Here is a 15,035-nt window from a genome sequence, read left to right on the forward strand (position 1 = left end):
AAGCGATATAACCTATGTTCAATCAGAGCAAGGTGTTCACTATCTATCGCTAGTAACTGATGCGTATAGTCGCAAAATTATGGGTTATGAACTCAGTGATGAAATGAAGGCGACAGATGTTGTTAAGGCATTAGATATGACAATCAATAATCGTCAGTATCAATGTAGTACGATTCATCATTCAGATAGAGGGTTGCAGTATTGCTCGCAGGTATATCAAGTAAAGCTTAATGAAAATGGCATTATTCCATCAATGACCGATGGCTATGACTGCTATCAAAATGCACTGGCGGAGCGTATTAACGGCATATTGAAGCAGGAGTTCTTACTCTATAAATGCCAAAATCTAAAAGAGCTACGTGAACTCGTCGAAGAATCAATATTAATATACAATGAAATGAGGCCGCATTTGAGTTTAGGAATGAAAACACCAAACCAAGTGCACAAAAAAAGCCAGGAGCAAAAGCTACTGGCCTTCAATTAAAACCGTCAACGTATTTTAGGACGGGACACTTTTATAAAAGAATTACCATTTCTTTTTAGGAGCAAACAGTATATCTAAGTCGTCTTGCTCTTCTTCTGTTTTCTTTTTAAGTGCGCTTGCATTAGAAGCTCGCAGTTCAACACTAATTGCTTCTAAGTAACCCTCAACTTCTAGCCGTTTTGTTGTTACGTATTCATCAGAGTAGGTGACTGCACTGAGTGTTGCCTGCGCTTTTTCAAAGTACTGTCTTGCAGAACCAACCATACTGGCTGAGCGGGCAGACAAGCCACGTTTTATTTGGCTTTCAATATTAATACGCAGCTGTAGTTTTTCGAGACGTTTATCTTCTAAAACAAAAACTTGGCTATCAATACGACCTTTGCTGTGTTCAGAGCGTAAAATTGAGCGTAATTTTTTAATGCCTTGAATTAGGCCTACAAGTTGTTTGTCATTACTCGGTAGCGTTAAAGCTTCATTGCTATTATCTTGAACTGGATTAGATAAGTGCGTTTTTGCTTCACTTAAGCGGCTTTTAAGTGCTTTAGATGTTTGCGAGTTAGTAACCATTGTATTTAAGGCTTCGTAAATACGGCGCTGTAATGTACGAATTAGATTTTCAGAAAGGGGGATGTTAGCACTATTCATTAGTGCCTCTTCTGTTTCTTCTATTATAGCTTTTTGTTTTGTAAGCTCTTTACGGCGTTCTGCCTCTTGTTTTTCTTTGTGTTGTTGTACAGCACTTACCCAAAGTGCAATCACAATCAATGCAACTATAAGCACTATTATAATAGAAACGATCATGGTGTAATTCTCGGATATATAACCTAATTATTTAATCTTACATTAAATATACGTTAACAGGGTAGCTTTGCGCCGATTAACTTAAAAAATATACCAAAAAATTGATAGGTTGAGCTCTTTATAAACTGCAGTAAGCCTAAGGGCTTATAAACTGCAGTAAGCCTAAGGGCTTATAAACTAAAGCTGAATAATCATCGCTACCTGAAGCATATTTATTATGCTAGCCTTGAGCTCTAATCAGATAATTGCACACCTAAAGACCTAAAGTGCTATTTTACGTAAATAATACTTGGTTTTAAGCGGTATTGCCTTTATAAATAATATGAATAATAACGTTAAAATTTGCAGCCATGAAATTACAACAACTCAGATACATTGTAGAAGTACAAAATCATAAATTAAATGTTTCAGCGACTGCTGAGAGTTTATTTACCTCGCAGCCAGGAATTTCTAAACAAGTACGCATGTTAGAAGATGAGTTGGGTGTGCAAATTTTTGGTCGTAGTGGTAAGCATTTAACGCATGTAACCGGTGCCGGCGAAGATATTATTAATATTTCTCGTGAAATACTCTCTAAAGTAGAAGGTATTAAAGCCGTTGCTAATGAGCATACGCTACCTGATCAAGGTAAGTTAAATATTGCTACAACACATACCCAAGCGCGTTATGCTTTGCCTAACGTAATTCAAGGGTTTATGAAAAAATACCCTGCGGTATCGCTTCATATGCACCAAGGTACTCCACAGCAAATATCGGATGCTGCAGCACGCGGTGATGCCGATTTTGCTATTGCAACAGAAGCACTGCATTTGTATTCAGATTTAGTTATGCTGCCTTGCTACCATTGGAATCGCAGTATTGTTGTCGCTAAAGACCATCCGTTGGCTAAAAAGGCAAATAGTTTAACCGTTGCTGATATTGCTCAATATCCACTCATTACATATGTATTTGGTTTTACGGGCCGCTCAGAGTTAGATAAAGCGTTTAGCGCACACGGGCTTGAACCACACATTGTATTTACCGCAACCGATGCTGATGTTATAAAAACATACGTACGACTGGGTTTAGGAGTTGGTGTTGTTGCTTCAATGGCGATAGATCAAGTAAGCGATACCGATTTAGTGTGTATTGATGCAAGCCACTTATTTGAAGCTAGTACGACCAAGATTGGTTTTAGAAAGGGCAGCTTTTTACGTACTTATATGTATGATTTTATCGAACGTTTTGCACCGCACTTAACTAAAGAGCGAGTAGAGCGAGCAAGCTTATTACGTAACCAAGATGACGTAGATAAGTTATTTGCAGATATAGAGTTACCCGTTAAATAATGTCACTACATTAAACGAATAATAAAAAAGCCGCCTATTTTAAAAATAGGCGGCTTTTTCTTTTTATAGCGAGCTGATTAACATTCGATAATATTAACAGCCAATCCACCGCGAGCGGTTTCTTTATATTTAGTTTTCATATCGTTACCAGTTTCAAGCATGGTTTTAATCACTTTATCAAGCGATACCTTTTGCTCGCCACTGCCACGTATAGCTAAACGTGAAGCGTTAATTGCTTTAATAGCGCCCATTGCATTACGTTCAATACACGGTACTTGTACTAAGCCACCAACAGGGTCGCACGTTAGGCCTAAATTATGTTCCATACCAATTTCTGCTGCGTTTTCTACTTGCACAACATTGCCACCAACAATTTCTGTTAATGCGCCTGCAGCCATAGAGCACGCAACGCCCACTTCACCTTGGCAACCTACTTCGGCACCCGATATAGAGGCATTCTTTTTATATAAAATACCAATAGCAGCAGCGGTTAATAAATAACGCGTGGCTATATCGCGGTCTACTTCTTTCACAAATGTGTGATAGTACATAAGCACAGCCGGTAAAATACCCGCAGCACCATTAGTTGGTGCGGTAACTACACGGCCACCTGCCGCATTTTCTTCGTTTACGGCAAGGGCAAATAAATCAACCCAGTCCATTGCTCGAAGCGGGTCGTTACTGACCTCTATATTTAGTTTTAAGTATAAGCTGGGCGCACGGCGTTTTACTTTTAAGCCGCCAGGTAAAATACCTTCGGTGCGCATACCACGGTCAATACAAGCCATCATTACTTTCCAAATATGGAACAATGTGTCTTTTACTTCGTCTTCAGTGCGCAGTGTTTTTTCGTTTTTCATCATCAAGGTAGAAACACTAAACCCAGACTCTTTACACATCTCTAGTAGTTCTTTTGCGCTGCCAAATGGGAAAGGGGCTGGATTTTCTTCTCTAATATCGAGGGCCGCCTGTTTTTCGTTTTCAAACTCTTCGTCGGTAACAATGAAGCCACCGCCAATAGAGTAATATACTTTGCTGTAAATTTTTTCGCCGTTGTTTGAGGCGATAATTTCCATTGCATTAGAATGCTTAGGCAGTGTTTTACGACGATGAAAAACAATAGCACCTTGTTTTGGAAACTTAGCTTTGTGTGTTTTGTTTAAATAAATAACCTGATCTTTTTCAATGGTTGCTAAAATGTCGTCGACTAAATCGGCGTCAATTGTTTCAGGATCGTAACCGGCTAAACCAAGAATTACGGCTTTACCCGAGCCATGGCCAACACCTGTTTGACCAAGAGAGCCATAAAGCTCTACTTTAATATCGGTCACATTTGCTAATAATTGTTGTTCTTGTAGGTCATTAACAAATAAGCGTGATGCGCGCATTGGGCCAACGGTGTGTGATGACGAAGGGCCAATACCAATACTAAACATATCAAATGCACTGATCATAATGTGTGTGTCTCTACTTTGTTTTATCAGCACGAAGCTGCTCTTTGAACGGTCGAGCATGATAACGTGGAATTGTGATTGTGTAACTACTAATAACGAAGATTTAAACTGGTAAGGCGAGTTGTTTTGTAAAGTTTTTTATAATGCTTGCAGTCGCACCCCATAGTAAACCATGCGGCGTTTTAAAACCTTGCAAAATAACCGTTTTCCCAAATCGTTGAAAAGGTAAGGGTTGCCAGTTAGCTTCGTTATTTAACTCAGTGACAGAGAGCAAAAAGCTCGCTTGTACTTCATTATAGTCATTTTCCCAGGTGGTGTTTTTTTTGAGTAAACCCACATAGGGGCTAATACTAAAACCCGTTAAGGTTGAATACTCAGGTAAGTGACCTAATACATTAACGTTGCTTTGGGCAATATTTAGCTCTTCTTTTAGTTCGCGAAGTGCTGTGGTGCGAAGGGTAATGTCGCTTACTTCAAACTTGCCTCCGGGCAAACAAATCTCCCCAGGGTGATGGTGTAAATAAGTAGGGCGTTTACACAGTAAAATATGTGCATGGTTATCTATATCAATAATTGGCAGCATAACAGCGCTAGCGCGTTTTTTACGTGTGTCTTTTAACTGATTTGGCGCAGCTGTAGGGCTTAACAGAAACCGCGCCATAATGTGTTCACTATTCAAAACGACCTACTGTTTTAATAAAGGGAGGATTTTATTTACTTTATCGTAAGTTTCTTGATATTCCAATTCGACTTTAGAATCAGCGACTATTCCGCCACCTGCCCAGCAGTAAATTTGCGCTTTGTGGCACACCAAGGTGCGAATAGTGATACTCGTATCCATATTTCCACATGCACTTAAATAACCAATCGAACCACAATAAATGCTGCGGCGATGTGGTTCTAGTTCTTCAATTATTTCCATCGCTCTAATTTTGGGCGCACCGGTGATTGAGCCACCCGGAAAAGCCGCTTTTAGCTGATCGACCGCTGTTTTACCTTCATCAAGTTCTGAGGTTACCGTGCTTACTAAATGATGCACTGCCGGAAAGCTTTCAATAGCAAAAAGGGAAGGGACGTGAACGCTGCCTGGTTTTGCTACTTTGCCTAAGTCGTTACGTAGTAAATCAACAATCATTACATTTTCAGCGCGATCTTTAGCTGATGCTGCGAGTATTTTCGCTTGGCGTTGATCCTCTAGTGCATCTGCTTTTCGCGGCAGTGTGCCTTTAATTGGCTTGGTTTCTACAACGTTATTGTTTACAGATATAAAGCGCTCAGGAGAAATTGATAAAATAGCCCCTTGAGGGTGATTTATAAAGCTTGAAAACGGCGCTTTATTTGCCTCACGCAGTTTAATATAAGCTGCCCAAGGGGAGCCTTCAAACTGAGCGTTAAAGCGCTGCGCTAAATTAATTTGGTAACAATCGCCACTTTTTAAATACTCCTCAATTTGGGCAAACTTTGCAGCGTATTCCGTTTCGCTCATATTTGATTGCCAGTCGCTGTTTAGGGCAAAGGACTGCGTATTAACTTGGGAGTTAGGGTGTGTATTTAAGTATTGCTGATAAAGCGCTAATCGATCGGTGTTTGGCTGCGATACATAAAACCAGCTTTGTTGCTGCTTGTCGTAAATAAGGGCATCTAAGTAAAGGCCAATAGCCATTTGGGGAAGATTAATGTCTTCAATAGCACGAGTGGGGATGTTTTCAATTGTACGGCCTAGGTCGTAGCCAAAGTAGCCAAGCCAGCCGCCGTTAAAGGGTAAATCGTAACCGGCTTTTGTTTTATCAAGATGCGAAAGCTCATTATTCATAATTTCAAAGCAGTTATCACTACTTTCTATATTATTTAAAAAGCTTTTATTATTTTTTACTTCAAGGGTACTTTGCGGCTCAATGGCAATAATATCAAAACGGCTGTTTATATGATTACTATTTGCAGAATCTAATAGAATTGCATAAGGCAAATGTGAAAAATGCGCAAAAACGTCAATGCAGTTTTGTGTTATGCCTAATTTAATACAATTTTTTTTATTGTTTAGCATTTACTGCCCCTTTAAGAACTGGCTCGAAACGGGCTGGGAGGGTATCATAAGTCAAATTTTTTGGCAGCACTAAGCTGTAAAAAACAGTGCAAACCACCGTCACCGGTTTGATTTAGATTACGCGACAACGCGTAACGGTAACTTAAGGAACCACTATGAGTACAATTTGTCAGCAAGACTTTATTGATAGCATTGAAGATGCATTGCAATATATTTCGTTCTATCACCCACTTGATTTTGTTCAAGCTCTCGAAAAAGCTTACAACAAAGAACAAAGTAAAGCGGCTAAAGACGCCATTGCACAAATTTTAATTAACTCACGCATGTCGGCTGAAGGCAAACGTCCACTTTGCCAAGATACCGGTATTATTACCTGTTTTGTTAAAGTAGGTATGGATGTTAAGTGGGATAAAACAGATTTAACCGTTCAACAAATGGTTGATGAAGGTACTCGTCGTGCATATTTGAATCCAGATAACCCTTTACGTGCATCTATTGTTGCAGACCCTGCTGGCACGCGTAAAAACACGAAAGATAATACGCCTTCGGTTGTGCATATTGATTTAGTAGCGGGCGGTAAAGTAGAAGTAATGGTTGCGGCTAAAGGCGGCGGCTCTGAAAACAAAAGTAAAATGGTTATGTTAAACCCGTCAGATGATGTTGCTGAATGGGTAGAAAAAACACTACCAACAATGGGTGCTGGTTGGTGTCCGCCAGGCATGCTAGGTATAGGTATTGGTGGTACGGCTGAGAAAGCGGCAGTAATGGCTAAAGAGTCGTTAATGGACCCAGTTGACATCCATGAACTAATGGAACGCGGCGCAGAAACGACTGAAGAAAAGCTACGTTTAGAAATTTTTGACCGTGCTAATAAATTAGGTATTGGCGCACAAGGCTTAGGCGGTTTAACAACGGTTGTTGATGTTAAAATTAAAACAGCACCAACGCATGCAGCTTCAAAACCTGTAGTAATGATCCCTAACTGTGCGGCAACTCGCCATGTACATTTTACACTTGACGGTTCTGGCTCTGCTAATTTAAAAGCACCTAAGCTAGAAGATTGGCCACAAGTAACATTTGAAGTGGGCGAAGGCACACGTCGTGTTGACTTAAATACACTGACTAAAAAAGATGTTCAAGAATGGAAAATGGGTGAAACTGTTTTACTTTCGGGCACTATTTTAACAGGTCGTGATGCAGCGCATAAACGTCTGCAAGATATGATCAATTCAGGTGAAGGTTTACCAAAAGGCGTAGACTTTGATAATAAATTTATTTATTACGTAGGCCCTGTGGATGCGGTACGTGATGAAGCAGTAGGTCCTGCAGGCCCTACAACTGCAACTCGTATGGATAAATTTACCGATATGATGCTAGAAAAAACAGGCATTGTAGGCATGATTGGTAAAGCTGAACGTGGACCTGCAACTGTTGAGTCTATTAAAGAGCATAAATCTGTTTATTTAATGGCTGTAGGCGGCGCAGCTTACTTAGTATCTAAAGCGATTAAAAAAGCACGCGTAGTTGCTTTTGAAGATTTAGGTATGGAAGCTATTTACGAATTTGAAGTAGAAGATATGCCAGTGACCGTTGCAGTAGACAGTGAAGGTGCTAATGCGCACACACAAGGCCCTGCAATCTGGAAAGCTAAAATTGAAGAGCTTGATAGCAAGCTAAAATAACGTACGTTTTGTATTTTTAAAAAGCGAGCCTAGTGCTCGCTTTTTTGTTTTTTAAATAGAGTCATTACCAAGTTTACAGCTCTGACCAGTTTGCGAAAAAGCTCACTTTTTACTGGAAACCTATAGGCAGCAGTACGTGGCGGGCAAGCAGCACTTGTATATTAAACTTTACACGCAATAGTTGTGTTACGTTCACGTAAACGTAAATTGGTGTGGTTGTTCTATTTATAGTTTTTAAAACTTATAAATGACGATTTTGTGAATTTTTTATCTATACAATAGTTTTAATCCGGTTATTTAATTTAAGCTTGATGTTTTCATTGGTTTTATCTTCTGCGAGTATAGCGAACTCGAATATGAAGTGATAAAGTCTCGGCAATTTCCAGCGCGCATACCCTCTCACGGGTTAACTATTTCGGAGTATTTTAAGTGGCTGTGTTTAATCGAGTTGAATTTGATAACCATGAACAAGTGGTTTTTTGTTCTGATGAAGAGTCGGGTTTAAAAGCAATTATTGCTGTACATAATACTAACCTAGGTCCTGCAGTTGGTGGATGTAGAATGTGGGATTATGCGAACGACGAAGATGCTGTTTACGACGTGCTACGTTTATCAAAGGGCATGACTTACAAAAATGCAGTTGCGCGCTTACCATTTGGTGGTGGTAAATCTGTAATTATAGGTAACGCGAAAGAAATTAAATCTGAGCAATTATTCCGTGCATTTGGCCGCCAGTTAGAGCGATTAAATGGCAGCTATTACTCAGCAGAAGATGTAAACATCACATGTGCTGATGTAGCTATTATGAATAAAGAAACTAATTACGTACTGGGTCTTGAAGGTAAAAGTGGTAACCCATCGCCATTTACAGCATACGGTACGTTTTTAGGAATTAAAGCAGCGCTACAGCATCAACGTGGTCATCAAGATTTTGCAGGTGTGAAAGTGGCTGTTCAAGGTTTAGGTGCTGTTGCTTATGGTTTATGTAAGCATTTAGCCGATGCGGGCGCTGAGTTGTTTGTAACTGATATTAACCAAGTTGCAATTGATCGCGTAGTTAATGATTTTGGTGCGACTGCGGTTGGCATTGATGAAATTTACGACTTAGATGTTGATGTTTATGCACCTTGTGCATTAGGCGCAACTATTAACGATTTAACGATACCGCGTTTAAAAGCGACTATTATTGCAGGCTGTGCTAATAATCAGTTAGCAGAGTCTCGCCACGGTGAAGTTATTCGTGAAAAAGGCATTTTATATGCACCAGATTACGTAATTAACGCTGGTGGTATTATTAATGTTTATTACGAAACAGCGCCAGAAGGTTACAGTGCAGCAGCGTCTAATAAACATGTTGAAGGTATTTTTAATACGTTAACGGAAATCTTTGCCCGTAGCCAAAAAGAGCAAAAATCAACGCATTTAATTGCTGACGAATTAGCGCAAGAGATCATTAAAAACGGTCTGTGATCTAAGTTCTAATTTATATAAGGGTGTGCAATTGCACACCTTTTGTTTATCTGTAAGTTAAGGGGTGTTGATCTTTGCGGATTTAACCTTGAAAGATCAACAGACCCTGATGCAATTGTTACTGAACAGCGGTACACTTTATTTTTAATTTTGTGCGGCAAATTATGACTCCTTCAACTTCTCTCATGCAGCCTATCGATTTAGATAATTGGCCTAGAAAGCAACACTTTGAATTATTTAAACACTTTTCTCAGCCTTATTTTAATGTGTGTGTGCGTTTAGATGCTCAAGCACTTTACGACTATTGCAAAACCAATCAATTTTCTTTTTTTCAAGCGTATGTATATTGCACCTTAAAAGCGTGCCATGAGTACGATTCAATAATGCTACGTATAATAGATAATCAACCATGGTTACTTAATAGTGTTCGCGCAAGTGTGGTTGAGTTGTCTGAAAACGATACGTTTGTTTTTAGTTACTTTAACAGCACAGGCGAGTTTAAAGAGTTTGCAAATCATGCAAGTGACGTAAGCAAAAAAGCGAAATTACAGCCGTTATTTTCTGATGCATTTGCCCAAACAGAAGGGCAGGCAGATTTAATTCATATATCTGTTTTGCCGTGGCTGAATTTTAGTGCGTTTTCGCATGCATTTAGTGAAGGGCAGAGTTTAGGCATTCCTAAATTTGTATTTGGTCAGTTTGATAAACACACAGGCACAATGCCTTTAGCTATCGATGTACACCATTCATTAATGGATGGTTTGCACGTAGCGAAATTTATAAACACATTGCAGGGTACATTTGACACCTTTTGCAAAGGTTAACTTTAAACACATCAGTAACGGCAGTGCAAAGCAGTAAACAATTTATAAGTAATCTATAAGTAATCTATAAGTAATCTATAAGTAATCTATAAGCAATGCGATGTGAATTACTTTATATTCAAATACATAACCTTGTATGCTTGAAAAGCACGTGTGCTGGACATATTTATATACCATACCTTAGCTCAGGAAATCCCCATGATAAATGGACTGTTAATTGTTGTTTTAATTCTTTTTGTGGTGATTTTCTGGCGTTGGCCATCAATTCAAAACCGATTATGGCGCAGTAAATATAAAGACTTTGCTTTAAATTCGCAGCAAAAAGATATTTTACTGCGTTGCATGCCCATCTATAAAAAAATGACCGACGCCGACAGAGAAAAATTAGAGCGACATATTACGTGGTTTTTAAACGAAAAACGCTTTGTCGGTTGTGATGGCTTAAGGCTAACGTCTGCAATGAAGTTAATTGTTGCCGCCGATGCGTGTGTATTAGTACTTAATAAACCGTGGCCGTTATATAGAAATGTAAAAGAAATTTTATTATATCCAAGTGCTTATTATGCTCCGCAATCAACTCGCGATAGTGCAGGACTTGTGAGTTACCATAATACGGTAAGACTAGGCGAGTCATGGCCTGGCGGCACGCTCGTTTTAAGCTGGCATGATGTACTTGAGGGTAATCGTTTACCAAGCGATGGACATAACTTGGTATTTCATGAGTTTGCGCATCAACTCGATCAAGAAACAGGTAAAACAACGGGCACACCCATTTTAAAGAGCTCAGCAGATTACAAAGAGTGGGGCAGAGTATTTAGTCGCGCTTTCACCCAGTTAAAAAGCCATGTTGCCTATAGCATGCCGCATGTTATTCACAGCTATGGTGCGACTAACGAAGCTGAGTTTTTTGCTGTACTCACCGAAACCTTCCTCGAAAAACCCGCAGAGCTTCGCCGATACGATCCTGAAATTTATAGTATGCTAGTTAATTACTATCAATTTGACCCTATTGTTTGGCATTAAACCTACATAAACCGCGCTTTATCATATAACGCTGGCAAGTTGCGTTTGTTTTTGTTGCAATCATGTGAAATAGTTTTTACTGCAACAATAACAAGCGAGAAACGCATGAAAAAAATGCTTCATACAGTATTGGCGCTGTCGGTGTCATTAGCGATAGGGCAGGTAAATGCCGCTGAAAAAGACGAACAAAAATGGCAAGTAGATTCACCTAAGGGGCAATTTGTTGACGCTGCAATTAGCGTTGATCAGGGCACATGGATGAATATAGATATTAGCCCTGATGGTAAAACCGTGGTGTTTGACTTACTTGGCGATATTTACACTATGCCAATGAGTGGTGGTACAGCTACAAAGCTCACCTCTGATATTGCATGGCAAATGCAACCACGCTTTAGTCCTAACGGCAAAAGTATTGCGTTTACCTCTGATCAAGGTGGTGGCGATAACATTTGGATAATGGACTTAAATGGTGAAAATCAACACGCTGTTACCGATGAAACCTTTAGATTACTAAATAGTCCTGCATGGAGTCCTGATGGCGACTACTTAGTTGCGCGTAAACACTTTACAGCTAGCCGCTCATTGGGAGCAGGTGAAGTGTGGTTGTATCACAAAGCGGGTGGCAAGGGCGTACAGCTTACAAAACGCGAGAACGATCAAAAAGATTTAGGTGAGCCAATGTTTTCACCTGATGGTCGTTATGTATACTTTTCGCATGATGCAACACCCGGTAAAACCTTTCATTATTCAAAAGATTCTGTAGCGGGCATTTATAAAATTAAGCGCTACGACCGCGAAACGGGTGAAATTGAAACCATAATCGATACGATGGGCGGTGCTATTAGGCCTACACCATCACCAGATGGTAAAAAGCTTGCTTATATAAAGCGTGATGACTTTCAAACTAGCTTGTATTTATATGACTTAACTAGCGGTGAGCACACTAAGCTTTACGATAAGCTTGAGCGAGATATGCAAGAAACATGGGCTATTCATGGTGTATACCCAACCATTGCATGGACCCCCGATAATGAAGAACTGGTATTTTGGGCTGGTGGTACAATTCACAAGCTAGATGTTGCAGACAAATCCGTTAAAACCATTCCTTTTAAAGTGCAAACTACTAAAAAAATTCAAAAAGCGGTGCGCTTTACACAAAACTTAGATACTGATGAGTTTGATGTAAAAATGCTGCGTAATGTGCAAGTAAGCCCCGATGGCGAAACGGCAATTTTTGAAGCGCTTGGGCATATTTATAAACGCGATTTAGAGTCGGGTAAAATTAAGCGTTTAACAAAGCAAACTGATCATTACGAATTATTTCCGCAGTACTCTCGCGATGGTAAAAAAATAGTTTACACCACATGGGATGACAACAAACAAGGGTCTGTAAGGGTTGTGTCTGCGCGCAGTGGTCGTGGCGATACAATAACTAAAGAGCCTGGCAAGTACGTAGAGCCTACGTTTAGTCCAGATGGGAAAACGGTTGTTTATCGAAAAGCCACGGGGGGCAGTATTTTAAACCCTAAGTGGTCACTTAATCCGGGGGTTTATAGCGTAAGCGCAAAAGGCGGTAAAAGTGAGCTTATTTCAAAAAGTGGTTATCAACCACAATTTGGAGATGCAAACGATCGCGTTTTTATAATGAGTCCTTGGCCAAAACCAACGCTTAGTGTAGTTGAGCTTGAAAGTAAAAAAGTTCGCAAACTATACGAGTCAGAGCATGCGACTGAATTTAGAGTATCACCAGATGGGCAATATCTGGCTTTTGCTGAGCGATTTAAAGTATTTGTAACGCCGTTTGTTCAAAGTGGTAAAACAATTAATATTGGGCCTAAAGACAGTCAATTTCCAATAGAGCAGTTATCGGTACGTGCTGGTGAAAACATTAGCTGGAGTGCTAAGAGCAACAAACTTTACTGGACATTAGGGCCTGAGCTTTATCATGCAAGCCTTGAAGGGATGTTTGCCATTAACAAAGCTGAAGATGCCGACTTTAAAGTGAAAAGTGGCGATAATATCGGTTTCAGTAAAAAAATGGCAGAGCCTAAAGGCATGATTGCGCTCACTGGTGCAAAAATTATAACTATGGATGGCGAAAAGGTTATTGAAAATGGTGTAATCATTACTGATGGCAAGCATATTAAAGCAATTGGTAAAGCCAGCGAGATAAGCATCCCTAAAGGTGCTGAGGTTATTGATGTAACAGGTAAAACAATTATGCCTGGTATTGTTGATGCTCATGCACATGGCTCGCAAGCAAGTGACGAAATTATACCTGAGCAAAACTGGAAAAACTTTGCAGGTTTAGCGTTGGGTGTAACTACAATTCACGATCCATCAAACGATACCTCAGAAATATTTACCGCAAGCGAAATGCAAAAGGCAGGCATGATTGTTGGCCCGCGTATTTTCTCAACGGGTACTATTTTATATGGCGCAAATATGCCAGGTTATACGTCGCATATTGACTCGTTAGACGATGCTAAATTTCATTTAGAGCGCCTTAAAAAAGTAGGGGCGTTTAGTGTTAAATCGTATAACCAGCCACGCCGAGAGCAGCGCCAACAAGTTATTGAAGCAGGCCGGATGCTTGAAATGATGGTAGTACCAGAAGGCGGCTCATTATTACAACATAACTTAAGTATGATTGTAGATGGACACACAGGTATTGAGCATTCAATCCCTGTAGAGCACATATACGACGATATAAAGCAGTTATGGTCGCAAAGTGATGTTGGGTATACACCAACACTTGTAGTGGCTTATGGTGGCATTTGGGGTGAGAACTACTGGTACGATAAAACTGATGTATGGAATCATCCGCGTTTAAGTAAATTTGTGCCAAAAAATCAATTATTACCACGCTCTATGCGCCGCATTAAAGCGCCCGATCATCACTATAATCACTTTAATAACGCACGCGTTGCTGCTGAGCTGCAAGACCTAGGTGTATTAGTTAACTTAGGTGCTCACGGTCAGCGTGAAGGCTTAGGTGCACACTGGGAAATGTGGATGTTTGCACAAGGCGGAATGACACCGCTTGAGGCTATACGTGCTTCAACACTCGATCCGGCTAAGTATTTAGGTCTTGATAAAAACGTAGGATCACTTGAAGTTGGCAAGCTTGCTGATTTAATGGTTATTGATGGCGATCCACTTAAAAACATTCGAGATTCGGATAAAGTAGATTACACCATGATCAATGGTCGCTTATTCAATGCCGAAACAATGAATGAAGTAGGTAAAAAAGAGCGCGAACCACTTTACTTCGAAAAGTTATAATTTATTTTGATCTTTTGAAAGCGGCTACATAGCCGCTTTTTTTAGTCTTACTCAACTTATTAAGGCTCTATTTTTTTGATTAAATGGTGCAATTAAGGTTGGAAGACGATAATTAATATAATTTTTAGATATTTTTTAGCAAATAACGCACATAAAAAAACCGCTTAACGCGGTTTCTTTTAAAAATCATAAATGTTGATTAAACAACACCGCGCGGTAAGCGACAGTCATGATCTTTACGAGCTAAAATTACAATCCAAAGTTCTTCCGCTGTGTAACCTTCTTCGTTTTCGGTAACAACAGTGAATGGCGCTTTTTTCTGTGCTTTAACAGGCGCAGCTGCTTTTGGTTTTTTCGTTTTAGTTGTTTTACCAGAGTTTAACTTTTTAGTAAGCTCTGCTACGTCAGCTAGGCGTAAATTTTTACCGCCATCAATGCTGTACCAACCAGGTTTAGTTGTGATTTCAGGTTTTTTACCATTGGCAGTTTCGTACGCTGCTTCAAAGGCAGATAACACTTCTGTTTTGTCTAGTTTGCTCATCAGAGACCCTATACGTTGTGAACACAGATAAAGAAGAGGTATTTATACCTATTTTAAAACAGTTTTTCAATTTTTTGCGATTTTCCTTCCATTTTAGGG

Annotated in this window: 12 protein-coding genes; 7 read left to right on the forward strand and 5 right to left on the reverse strand. The window is 39.7% G+C overall.

Annotated elements, in window-relative coordinates:
• Positions 1-484 (forward strand): IS3 family transposase (locus AAEY68_RS08375; protein ID WP_350585817.1); only part of this gene is annotated, 484 nt, incomplete at its 5' end.
• A 42-nt stretch (positions 485-526) separates the two neighbouring features.
• Here the strand turns inward: AAEY68_RS08375 and AAEY68_RS08380 are convergent.
• Positions 527-1,285, reverse strand: coding sequence for a hypothetical protein (locus AAEY68_RS08380; RefSeq protein ID WP_024590993.1), 759 nt, complete (start codon positions 1,283-1,285; stop codon positions 527-529).
• A gap of 350 nt (positions 1,286-1,635) precedes the next feature.
• Between AAEY68_RS08380 and cysB the strand changes: the two genes are divergently transcribed.
• A complete protein-coding gene (cysB, locus tag AAEY68_RS08385; RefSeq protein WP_002961670.1) occupies positions 1,636-2,613 on the forward strand; it encodes an HTH-type transcriptional regulator CysB in 978 nt (325 codons plus the stop codon).
• Positions 2,614-2,690: 77 nt separating this feature from the next.
• On the opposite strand, the gene AAEY68_RS08390 is transcribed toward cysB, so the two are convergent.
• From AAEY68_RS08390 to pabB, 3 genes are all read right to left on the reverse strand, one after another.
• Positions 2,691-4,067: an L-serine ammonia-lyase gene (locus AAEY68_RS08390; protein WP_024590992.1), complete on the reverse strand. Its 1,377-nt coding sequence runs from the start codon at positions 4,065-4,067 to the stop codon at positions 2,691-2,693.
• A gap of 103 nt (positions 4,068-4,170) precedes the next feature.
• The gene (locus AAEY68_RS08395) at positions 4,171-4,746 is read right to left on the reverse strand and encodes an NUDIX hydrolase (RefSeq protein ID WP_024590991.1); all 576 of its coding nucleotides are present in this window, start codon (positions 4,744-4,746) and stop codon (positions 4,171-4,173) included.
• 6 nt (positions 4,747-4,752) lie between these two features.
• Positions 4,753-6,111 carry an aminodeoxychorismate synthase component I gene (gene pabB / locus AAEY68_RS08400; RefSeq protein WP_024593926.1) on the reverse strand — a complete coding sequence of 453 codons (1,359 nt, stop codon included), beginning with the start codon at positions 6,109-6,111 and terminating at the stop codon, positions 4,753-4,755.
• Positions 6,112-6,266: 155 nt separating this feature from the next.
• Here pabB and AAEY68_RS08405 point away from each other — a divergent pair, with 155 nt between their 5' ends.
• From AAEY68_RS08405 to AAEY68_RS08425, 5 genes are all read left to right on the forward strand, one after another.
• Positions 6,267-7,793 carry a fumarate hydratase gene (locus AAEY68_RS08405; protein ID WP_350585818.1) on the forward strand — a complete coding sequence of 509 codons (1,527 nt, stop codon included), beginning with the start codon at positions 6,267-6,269 and terminating at the stop codon, positions 7,791-7,793.
• 429 nt (positions 7,794-8,222) lie between these two features.
• Positions 8,223-9,263 (forward strand): Leu/Phe/Val dehydrogenase, encoded by a 1,041-nt coding sequence (locus AAEY68_RS08410; RefSeq protein ID WP_024593927.1) that lies wholly within the window; start codon positions 8,223-8,225, stop codon positions 9,261-9,263.
• 185 nt (positions 9,264-9,448) lie between these two features.
• Positions 9,449-10,087 carry a chloramphenicol acetyltransferase gene (locus AAEY68_RS08415; RefSeq protein WP_024593928.1) on the forward strand — a complete coding sequence of 213 codons (639 nt, stop codon included), beginning with the start codon at positions 9,449-9,451 and terminating at the stop codon, positions 10,085-10,087.
• Between the two features lie 198 nt (positions 10,088-10,285).
• Positions 10,286-11,110 carry a M90 family metallopeptidase gene (locus tag AAEY68_RS08420; protein WP_002961680.1) on the forward strand — a complete coding sequence of 275 codons (825 nt, stop codon included), beginning with the start codon at positions 10,286-10,288 and terminating at the stop codon, positions 11,108-11,110.
• A 105-nt stretch (positions 11,111-11,215) separates the two neighbouring features.
• Positions 11,216-14,395 carry an amidohydrolase family protein gene (locus AAEY68_RS08425; RefSeq protein ID WP_350585819.1) on the forward strand — a complete coding sequence of 1,060 codons (3,180 nt, stop codon included), beginning with the start codon at positions 11,216-11,218 and terminating at the stop codon, positions 14,393-14,395.
• Positions 14,396-14,594: 199 nt separating this feature from the next.
• Here the strand turns inward: AAEY68_RS08425 and AAEY68_RS08430 are convergent, their stop codons facing one another.
• On the reverse strand, positions 14,595-14,936 hold the full coding sequence (locus AAEY68_RS08430; RefSeq protein ID WP_002961684.1) for a hypothetical protein: 342 nt from the start codon (positions 14,934-14,936) through the stop codon (positions 14,595-14,597).
• Between the last annotated feature and the right edge of the window lie 99 nt (positions 14,937-15,035).

Origin of the sequence: Pseudoalteromonas sp. RB2-MNA-CIBAN-0110 (assembly GCF_040309305.1) — a bacterium.
GTDB classification, from domain to species: Bacteria; Pseudomonadota; Gammaproteobacteria; order Enterobacterales; family Alteromonadaceae; genus Pseudoalteromonas; species Pseudoalteromonas arctica.